This is a genomic window from Micromonospora sp. NPDC052213, from assembly GCF_040679695.1.
In the GTDB taxonomy this organism is placed as follows: domain Bacteria; phylum Actinomycetota; class Actinomycetes; order Mycobacteriales; family Micromonosporaceae; genus Micromonospora.
Genome location: NZ_JBFAVI010000230.1, coordinates 1 through 8880, shown reverse-complemented (window position 1 = coordinate 8880; position 8880 = coordinate 1). Strand labels below are relative to the sequence as shown.

Genomic DNA, 8880 nt, shown 5'->3' with positions numbered 1-8880 from the left:
CGACGCGGGTCGGACGCCCGGCCCGCGTCGCGGCGGGTCAGCAGCCGACGACCCAGTGGTTGGGGCCGGTCTGCTTGAGGGTGCTGGTGTAGAAGGTGTTGTAGAGGCCCATCCGCTGGTTCGAGCCGTTGGCGTAGGCGTAACCGCCGGACTGGTAGGCGCGGCCGGCGCCGACGTGCGCGTAGTTGCTGGCGGTCACGCAGGTCGGCGCGGTGGTCGGGCTCGCCGTCGGGGAGGCCGTGGGGCTCGCCGTCGCCGTCGGGCTGGGCTGGGTCCCGCCGTCCAGGCCGAAGAAGACCGCGTCGTGGTACGCGGAGCAGATGGTGTCCAGGATGTACGGGGCGGTGGTGCCACACTGGTCGGCGGCCGAGCCGGGGTCGACCGGGGTGCCGTGGCCCATGCCGGAGATCCGGTAGACCCGCACGTCGTTGTTGCCGTACACCTCGAGGCTGGTGTTGGCGGGCAGCGACGCGGTGCTGGTCGGGGTCTGCGAGACGCCCCGGACGTTGGTCCACTGGTCGCGCAGCTCGGTGGCGTTCGCCGGCACGACGGTGAAGTCCGAGGTGCCGTGCCAGATGGCGACCCGGGGGCGCGGGCCGGTGTGCCCGGGATGGGCGGCCCGGACCAGGTTGCCCCACTCCTGCGGGGTCTTGTTCACCCCCTGGAACTGGCAGGCGTTGGTGGTGGCGGGCGGCGAGCAGCGGTACGGCAGGCCGGCGATGACGGAGCCGGCGGAGAAGACGTCCGGGTAGGTGGCGAGCATGACCGCGCTCATCCCCCCGCCGGCGGAGAGCCCGCTGACGAAGACCCGGCCCGGGTCGGTGCCGTAGTTGTTCCTGGCGTAGTCGACCATCTGCTTGATCGACAGCGCCTCGCCGGAGCCCCGCGTGATGTCCTGCTCCACGAACCAGTTGAAGCAGCTCAGCTGCTGGTTGGCGCTGGACTGCTGCGGCACGATCAGGGCGAACCTCCACTGGTCGGCGTACTTGCGCCAGCCGGAGTTGGCGAAGTAGCCGGAGGCGTCCTGGGTGCAGCCGTGCAGCAGCACGACCGCCGGCGCTCCGGCCGGGAGGTTGTCCGGCCGGTACGCGTACATGGCGAGGTTGCCGGGGTTGGAGCCGAAGCCGGTGACCTGGGTGAGGGTGGCGGCCTGGGCGGGGGCGGCGAGGGTCACGACCGCGGTGGCGGCGAGGACCAGCCCGGCGACCGCACCGGTCAGCCGGGTGAGCAGGGACGAGGAGCGGCGCACGGGGGCCTCCTGGGGACGGGTTGTGAACTGGGTCACCCGCGAATTGCCGCGACGTTACGTCGATGTGTCGATGGTGTGACATGGGCCACGGTCACACATTCGCTGTCGGGAGGATGTGCGTCCTGACCGGCGTGTCCAGGTCCGGTTGGTAACGTCCGCTGCGTGCCGACCTCCCCGTCCCTGGCGCCCTCGCCGGCCTCGCCGCCCCGTGTCGTCCGCGACCGCCGGGCCGACCTGATCGTGGCGCTGGTCGCGCTGGCGCTCGCCGTCTGGGTGACCAGCGGGCTGTGGCGGGACCCGAACGTCCGCGCCATCACGGTCAACTCCAGCGACCAGGCGCTCTTCGAGTGGTTGCTGGCCTTCGGCGGCCACGCGGTGACCCACGGCGACGATCCGCTCTTCACCCACCTGGTCAACGTCCCGGACGGGGTGAACCTCGCGGTCAACACCTCGATCACCGTGTACGCGGTGGTCTTCGCCCCCCTGACGTACCTGATCGGGCCGCCGGCCACGTTCCTGGTGATCCTCACCCTCAACCTGGCCGCCACCGCGCTCGCCTGGTACTGGCTGTTCTCCCGGCACCTGGCCCGCAGCCCGCTCGCCGCCGCGGTCGGCGGGTTGTTCATCGGCTTCTCCCCCGGCATGGTGTCGCACGCCAACGCCCACCTGAACTGGACCGCCGGCTGGTTGGTGCCGCTGCTGGTCTGGCGGACGTTCGCCCTGCGCCGCTCCCGGCGCCCGCTGCGCGACGGCGCGATCCTCGGCGCGCTCGTCGCCGTCGCCTTCTCCATCGCCGCCGAGGGGCTCTTCTTCACCGCGCTGGCGCTCGGCGTCTTCGTGGCCGTCTGGGCGCTGCACCCGGCCCACCGCGCCGAGGCCCGGGCGGTGCTGCCGACCTTCCTGCGCGGGCTCGGGGTGACCGCCGTGGTCGCCGGGGTGCTGCTGGCGTACCCGCTCTGGCTGCACTTCGCCGGCCCGCAGCGCTTCCACGGCACCGGCTTCGACGCGGTCATCCACTCCGAGGACGTCGTCGCGTTCGGGGCGTACCCGCGCCGCTCGCTGGCCGGCGAGGTGGGGCTGGGCACCCGGCTGGCGCCGAACCCGACCGAGGAGAACTCGTTCTTCGGGATCCCGCTGCTGCTGCTCGTCGTCGCCTGCTTCGTGGCGCTGTGGCGCCGGGCCGACGCGGGCCGGCGGGCGACGCTCTGGGCGCTGGGCGTGACCGCCGTGGTCTTCACCGTGCTCTCCTTCGGCCCCGAGGCCAAGGTCGACGGGCACCGCGCCGACCTGCCGATGCCGTTCGACCTGCTCGGGCACCTGCCGGTGATGAACGCCGCCCTGCCCGCCCGGCTGGCGCTGGTGGTGGCGCCGGTGATCGGGGTGCTGCTCGCGTACACCGTCGACCGGCTGCGGGCCGAGCCGCCCCGGCGCCGCCCGGCGCGGCTGGCCTGGTGGGCCGGGTTCGCGGTGGCGCTGGTGCCGCTGCTGCCGACCCCGCTGCTGACCATCGAACGCGAGCCGATCCCGCGCTTCATCACCGCCGGCACCTGGCGCGAGTACGTCTCCCCGGGCGGGGTGCTGACCCCCGTGCCGCTGACCCTCGACGTCTATCCCGACGGGCAGCGCTGGCAGGCGTACGCGCTGGCGCACCGGCAGGGCGAGTTCGCCATCCCCTCCGGCTTCTTCCTCGGCCCGGGCGGCCCGGACGGCCGGGGGCGGATCGGCCCGCCGCCGCGCCCGTTCAGCGCCATGCTCGACGAGGCCGGTCGGAGCGGGCTGGTGCCGATCATCACCGAGGGCAGCATCCAGGAGGCCCACGCCGACCTGCGGCACTGGCGGATCGAGACGGTGGTGCTGGCCGACGAGGTGCACGGGGCGAAGTGGCCGGTCGACGAGGAGGCGGTCCGCCGCACCGTGACCGCGTTGCTCGGCCCGCCCGAGCGGGTGGACGACGTCTGGCTGTGGCGGGTCCCGCAGGGATGAACGCCGTGGTGCCGTGGTGAGCCGCGTCACCGCAGGTGACCGGCCGGTACGGGTCTAGGCTTGGCGCGTGAGCACGACGACTTCCGGCCTCACGGCCGTCCGCGCCGGTCTCCTCGACTACCAGGCCGCCTGGGACGAGCAGCGCCGGCTGCACGAATCGGTGGTGGCCGGCGAGCGGGGCGACACGGTGCTGCTGCTGGAGCACCCGAGCGTCTACACCGCCGGCAAGCGCACCGAGCCGTGGGACCGGCCCATGGACGGCACGCCGGTGGTCGACGTCGACCGGGGCGGCAAGATCACCTGGCACGGCCCGGGGCAGCTCGTGGGCTACCCGATCGTGCGGCTGCCCGACCCGGTGGACGTGGTCGCCTACGTACGCCGCACCGAGCAGCTGCTGATCGACGTCTGCGCCGAGTTCGGGCTGGCCGCCGGCCGGGTCGACGGGCGCAGCGGGGTCTGGGTGCCGGAGGACGACCGGGGCCCGGCCCGCAAGGTGGCCGCCATCGGCATCCGGGTCGCCCGCGGGGTCACCCTGCACGGCTTCTCGATCAACTGCGACTGCGACCTGGGCCACTTCGACCGGATCGTGCCCTGCGGCATCCGCGACGCCGGCGTCACCTCGCTCACCGCCGAGCTGGGCCGCCCGGTCACCGTGGCCGACGTGCTGCCGGTGGTCGAGCGCCACCTGCCGGCCCTCGTCGCGGCCTGACCTCCGCCCGTGCGGATCGATCTCGTCACCGTCGTCGTCGCCGAGTACGACCCGGCCATCGACTTCTTCACCGAGGTGCTCGGCTTCGACCTGGTCGAGGACTCGCCGTCGCTGACCAACGACGGCCGCCCGAAGCGCTGGGTCGTCGTCCGACCGCCCGGCGCGCAGACCGGGCTGCTGCTGGCCCGCGCCGACGGCGAGCGGCAGGCGCAGGCCGTCGGCGACCAGGTCGCCGGCCGGGTCGGCTTCTTCCTCCAGGTCGACGACTTCGACGCCACCTACCGCCGGATGGTCGAGGCGCGCGTCGAGTTCGTGCGGCCGCCGCGCACCGAGCCGTACGGCCGGGTGGCGGTCTTCCGCGACATCGCCGGCAACCTCTGGGATCTCCTCGGCCCGGCCTGACCGGCAGCGGGACGCACCCCCGCTCACGCTGCCCCGGCCCGGCCTGACCGCCGACGGGCACCGGGCACCCGCCCACGCCCGGCGGTCAGACCTGACCGGCCGGTTCGGGCGGGTGCTCCGGCGCACCGCCGCGGCGCCGGAGCCAGGGCTGGCACAGGACGACGGCCCCGCCGATGGCGGCGCCGATCACCGTCTCGACGCCCCGGTCGAAGAGCAGCGACCCCACCGGGCGGGCCGCCGCGAGCTGGCCCATCAGCAGGGCCATCGGCGTGATGAACAGCAGCGCCAGCCCGTAGTTGCGCCCCACCAGCAGCTCGGTGACGATCTGGAGCGCCGCCACCACCAGGACGGTGGCGACCGGCGGGAACCCCGGCGCGAGCAGGGCCGCGCTGGTCAGCAGCCCGAGCAGGGTGCCGACGATCCGGTGCCCGGCGCGCACCAGCTGGGCGGTGACGCCCTGGGCGCTGAGCGGCGCCACCGCCGCCACCATCGCCCAGTACGGGTGCCCGATCCCGATAGCCGTCGCCGCGCCGCCGGCCAGCACCACGGCGACGGCGTAGCGGACCGGCTCCCAGGTCCACACGTGGCGCAGCCGCGCGGGACGGCTCCGCCGCCGCCGCAGGACGCTGCCGACGGCGCCGACGAGCAGCGCGAACAGGCTGCTGAGCCCGGCCACGGCCGCCGCGGTCGGCACGTCGGAGACGGCGTGCGGCACCGACGCCGCGGCGCCGAAACCGAAGACGAGGAAGAGCGGTCCCGGCGGGTGCCAGTCCTGCGCGGCGGCGAGCACGGCTCCCGCCGCCGCGACGGCCGCCGCGGCCGGCACCGCGACCCACGCCCGCGACTCCAGGGAGCCGACCAGCACCCCGAGGACCACCGACACCGTGAGGGCCGCCCCGGCGCTCGCCTGCATCGCCGCCCGGGACAGGTGCACGTGGTTGCGCCCGTAGAGCGAGGTGAACGCGCCGAACGCGGCGTACAGGGACCAGTCCGGGTGGCCGGCCGCCAGCACCGCGAGCAGCGGCACGAGGACGCTGACGCCGGCCCGCAGCGCGACCCGGTGGGCGCCGTGTGCCTCGCGGAGGTGCAGCAGGTCGCGCAGCGTCGCCCGGAACCGCTCGCCCATCACCCCCACCGCACCCCCGCTCCTTCATATACCGCTACGGGGTGAGCCGGTGCAGGTCGCGGGGGAAGGCGGTCACCTCCCGGACGTTGGCCGCGCCGGTCAGCCGGGCCACGAAGCGCTCCAGCCCGATGGCGAAACCGCCGTGCGGCGGCATCCCGTGCCGGAACGCGTCGACGTAGCCGGCGTACGGCTCGACGGGCTCGCGGCGGGCCGCGAGCGCCGCCAGGTAGTCGGCGTGCCGGTGCAGCCGCTGCCCTCCCGTCACCAGCTCCAGCCCCCGGAACAGCAGGTCGAACCCGTTGGAGTACGCGGGCCGCGCCGGGTCGGGATGGGTGTAGAAGGGCCGCTTCGCCATCGGGTAGCCGGTGACGAAGAGGAACTCGGAGCCGTGCTCCCGCCGCGCCCACTCCCCCAGCGCCCGCTCGTGCGCGGGGGCGAGGTCCGGCTCGTCGGCCGGCGCGCCGGCGATCTCCAGGGCCTCGGTGAAGTGCACGGCGGGGATCTCCGCCGGCACCTCGGGGGCCTCGACGCCGAGCGTGGCGAGCGCGGCGCCGGCCCGCCCGCGTACCGCGTCGAGCATGCCGGCCACGGTGTGCCGCAGCACGGCCATCACGTCCCGGTGGTCGGTGACGAAGCCGAGCTCGGCGTCGAGCGAGGTGTACTGCGCCAGGTGCCGCACCGTGTCGTGCGGCTCCGCCCGGAACACCGGCCCGACCTCGTAGACCCGCTCGAAGACGCCCACCATGAGCTGCTTGTAGAACTGCGGCGACTGGGCCAGGTACGCGGGCCGGCCGAACCAGTCCAACGCGAACACGTTCGCCCCGCTCTCGGTGGACGAGCCGACCACCTTCGGCGTGTGGATCTCCACGAAGTCGCGGGCGTCGAGCGCGGCGCGGAAGCCGGCCACCGCCGCCGCCGAGACCCGCAGCGCCGCCGAACGGGTCGGGTGGCGCAGCGCCACGGGCGCGTGGTCGAGCTGGGTGGGCAGGCTCGCGGTCAGCGCCGGCCGGTAGAGGTCGAACGGCGGCGGCACGGCGGGCGGGCCGAGCGGTCGTACGGTCGGCTCGGCGACCTCGACCCCGGCGGGAGCGGTCGGGTTCGCGACCACCGTGCCGGTGACCTCGACGACGGTCTCCTCGGTCAGTTTCTCCAGGTCCGAGCGGACGGCCGGGTCGGCGACCACCACCTGGGCGAGGCCGGCCGCGTCCCGGACGATCAGGAACGCCACCGACTTGAGCAGCCGGCGGCGGTGCACCCAGCCGGCGATCCGGACGGTTGCGCCGACATGGGCGGAGAGCTGGTGGGAAAGGATGCGTTGCACGGCGGTTACCTCCTCGATCAATCGCAACGCGATCCCCGGGAGGTGTGGGCGAGCGGGAACCTCGCGGTGCCACCACACCTTCGCCCCCGCTGACGGGGGCCTCGTTCGTCGCCTTTTCACCGGGGCCAGCCGGGCGGGGTCTACTTGGCGCGCACACGCCGTTCTTCCCGCAGCTCGGGAGGGTCTTCGCGGTCCGGCGCCAGACCGCCTCACAGCAACCGGCGGCTCTCTCGGCTGGCGGATCGGGCCGCTACTCGGCTCCGTCACAGCTCTGCCGGGAACCGTAGCACCCCGCCGACGCCTGCTGTGACGCGATTTTCCCGCCTCCGGTGTCCGGCGTCACAAGGCTTCCGGCGTGACGCCGGTCGCCCGCGGTACATCGACGGCGGCCGTCGGGCGTAGGCTCGGTTTTGTGACGATCGAGCACTCCGCGCCGACGACCGGCCAGGTAGCGCGCCCCGCGACGCCCGCCCCCGAGGGGCGGCGTCTGCTCCGCATCGAGGCGCGCAACGCCGAGACGCCGATCGAGCGCAAACCGCCGTGGATCAAGGTCAAGGCCAAGATGGGACCGGAGTACACCCAGCTGCGCGGGCTCGTCTCGCGCGAGGGGCTGCACACCGTCTGCCAGGAGGCCGGCTGCCCCAACATCTACGAGTGCTGGGAGGACCGGGAGGCCACCTTCCTCATCGGTGGCGACCAGTGCACCCGGCGCTGCGACTTCTGCCAGATCGACACCGGCAAGCCGGCCGAGTTCGACGCCGACGAGCCGCGCCGGGTGGCCGAGTCGGTGGTCTCGATGGGCCTGCGCTACGCGACCATCACCGGCGTGGCCCGGGACGACCTGCCCGACGGCGGCGCCTGGCTCTACGCCGAGACCGTCCGGCAGATCCACGCCCTCCAGCCCGGCTGCGGCGTGGAGCTGCTGATCCCCGACTTCAACGCGGTCCCCGAGCAGCTCGCCGAGGTCTTCGGCGCCCGGCCGGAGGTGCTCGCGCACAACGTGGAGACCGTGCCGCGGATCTTCAAGCGGATCCGGCCGGCGTTCCGCTACGAGCGCTCGCTGGACGTGATCCGGCAGGCCCGCGCCGACGGGCTGGTCACCAAGTCCAACCTGATCCTGGGCATGGGCGAGGAACGCGCCGAGGTCTCCCAGGCGCTGCGTGACCTGCACGACGCCGGCTGCGAGCTGATCACCATCACGCAGTACCTGCGCCCCACGCCGCGGCACCACCCGGTCACCCGCTGGGTGAAGCCGGAGGAGTTCGTCGAGCTGCGCGAGGAGGCCGAGGAGATCGGCTTCGCGGGCGTGATGAGCGGGCCGCTGGTGCGCTCGTCGTACCGGGCCGGCCGGCTCTACCGGCAGGCGCTGGAGGCCCGCGAGGGCACCCAGGTCACCGCGGGCTGACCCACCCCGGCCGGCGCGCCGGCACCGCCGTACGTCGCGGCGAGCCTCCGCCCCTCGGGCGACCCTCGATCGAGGGTCAGCGGGGGGCGGTGGGCTCGCCGAGCAGGCCGAGGCGGTGGGCCAGCGCGGCGGCCTCCACGCGGTTGCTCACGTCGAGCTTGGCGATGATCCGGGAGACGTGCACGCTGGCCGTCTTCGGCGAGATGAAGAGCTGCTCGGCGATCCGGCTGTTGCTGTGCCCCTCCGCGACCAGGCGCAGCACCTCCCGCTCGCGCAGGGTGAGCAGGTCCGCGCCGGGGCGGCCCCGGGTGGCCCCGCGCAGGCCGACCCGGCGGGCCAGCGTGGCGGCCTGCTCCGCGAGCGGCGCCGCGCCGAGCCGGTCGGCGATCGCGGCGGCCTCGCCGACCGCCGCCGCCACCTCGTCCCGCTCCCCCGCCGCGGCCGCCGCCTCGGCGAGCGCCAGCAGCGCGCGTCCGAGCGGGTACGGCTGCCCGTCCGCCCGCCACGCCGCGACCGCCGCCCGCCACGCCGCAAGCGCCTGGTCGCCGGCAGCCAGGAGGGCGCCCACCTGGGCGGCGTGCGCCCGCTCGGCCGGGCAGCGGGCCGGCAGGCCGGCGGCGAACGCGGACACCGCGGCGGCCAGGTCGGGGTCGCCGGCCCGGGCGGCCGTGCGGGCGACGGCGCT

At 74.7% G+C, this 8880-nt stretch carries 8 protein-coding genes; 4 read left to right on the top strand and 4 right to left on the bottom strand.

Going from position 1 to position 8880, the window contains the following annotated elements; translation table 11 throughout:
- Positions 1 to 37: 37 nt before the first annotated feature.
- Positions 38 to 1249, bottom strand: a complete 1212-nt coding sequence (locus AB0L34_RS31335) for a PHB depolymerase family esterase (protein ID WP_363708979.1) — start codon at positions 1247 to 1249, stop codon at positions 38 to 40.
- A gap of 162 nt (positions 1250 to 1411) precedes the next feature.
- On the opposite strand from AB0L34_RS31335, the gene AB0L34_RS31330 reads away from it, so the two are divergent.
- The 3 genes from AB0L34_RS31330 (at position 1412) to AB0L34_RS31320 (ending at position 4343) form a co-directional block, all read left to right on the top strand.
- Positions 1412 to 3232 (top strand): DUF2079 domain-containing protein, encoded by a 1821-nt coding sequence (locus tag AB0L34_RS31330; RefSeq protein ID WP_363708975.1) that lies wholly within the window; start codon positions 1412 to 1414, stop codon positions 3230 to 3232.
- A 67-nt stretch (positions 3233 to 3299) separates the two neighbouring features.
- Complete coding sequence (gene lipB / locus AB0L34_RS31325; protein ID WP_350707875.1) at positions 3300 to 3941, top strand: lipoyl(octanoyl) transferase LipB; 642 nt, start codon at positions 3300 to 3302, stop codon at positions 3939 to 3941.
- A gap of 9 nt (positions 3942 to 3950) precedes the next feature.
- On the top strand, positions 3951 to 4343 hold the full coding sequence (locus AB0L34_RS31320; RefSeq protein ID WP_357451114.1) for a VOC family protein: 393 nt from the start codon (positions 3951 to 3953) through the stop codon (positions 4341 to 4343).
- Between the two features lie 85 nt (positions 4344 to 4428).
- Here the strand turns inward: AB0L34_RS31320 and AB0L34_RS31315 are convergent, their stop codons facing one another.
- Both AB0L34_RS31315 and aspS read right to left on the bottom strand, forming a co-directional pair.
- Positions 4429 to 5469, bottom strand: coding sequence for an FUSC family protein (locus AB0L34_RS31315; protein WP_363708977.1), 1041 nt, complete (start codon positions 5467 to 5469; stop codon positions 4429 to 4431).
- Between the two features lie 34 nt (positions 5470 to 5503).
- Complete coding sequence (aspS, locus tag AB0L34_RS31310) at positions 5504 to 6790, bottom strand: aspartate--tRNA(Asn) ligase (protein WP_363708973.1); 1287 nt, start codon at positions 6788 to 6790, stop codon at positions 5504 to 5506.
- 355 nt (positions 6791 to 7145) lie between these two features.
- On the opposite strand from aspS, the gene lipA reads away from it, so the two are divergent.
- Positions 7146 to 8195: a lipoyl synthase gene (gene lipA, locus AB0L34_RS31305; RefSeq protein ID WP_357451099.1), complete on the top strand. Its 1050-nt coding sequence runs from the start codon at positions 7146 to 7148 to the stop codon at positions 8193 to 8195.
- 76 nt (positions 8196 to 8271) lie between these two features.
- Here lipA and AB0L34_RS31300 read toward each other — a convergent pair.
- Positions 8272 to 8880: response regulator transcription factor (locus tag AB0L34_RS31300; protein ID WP_363708972.1), on the bottom strand; the 609-nt coding region annotated here is incomplete at its 5' end.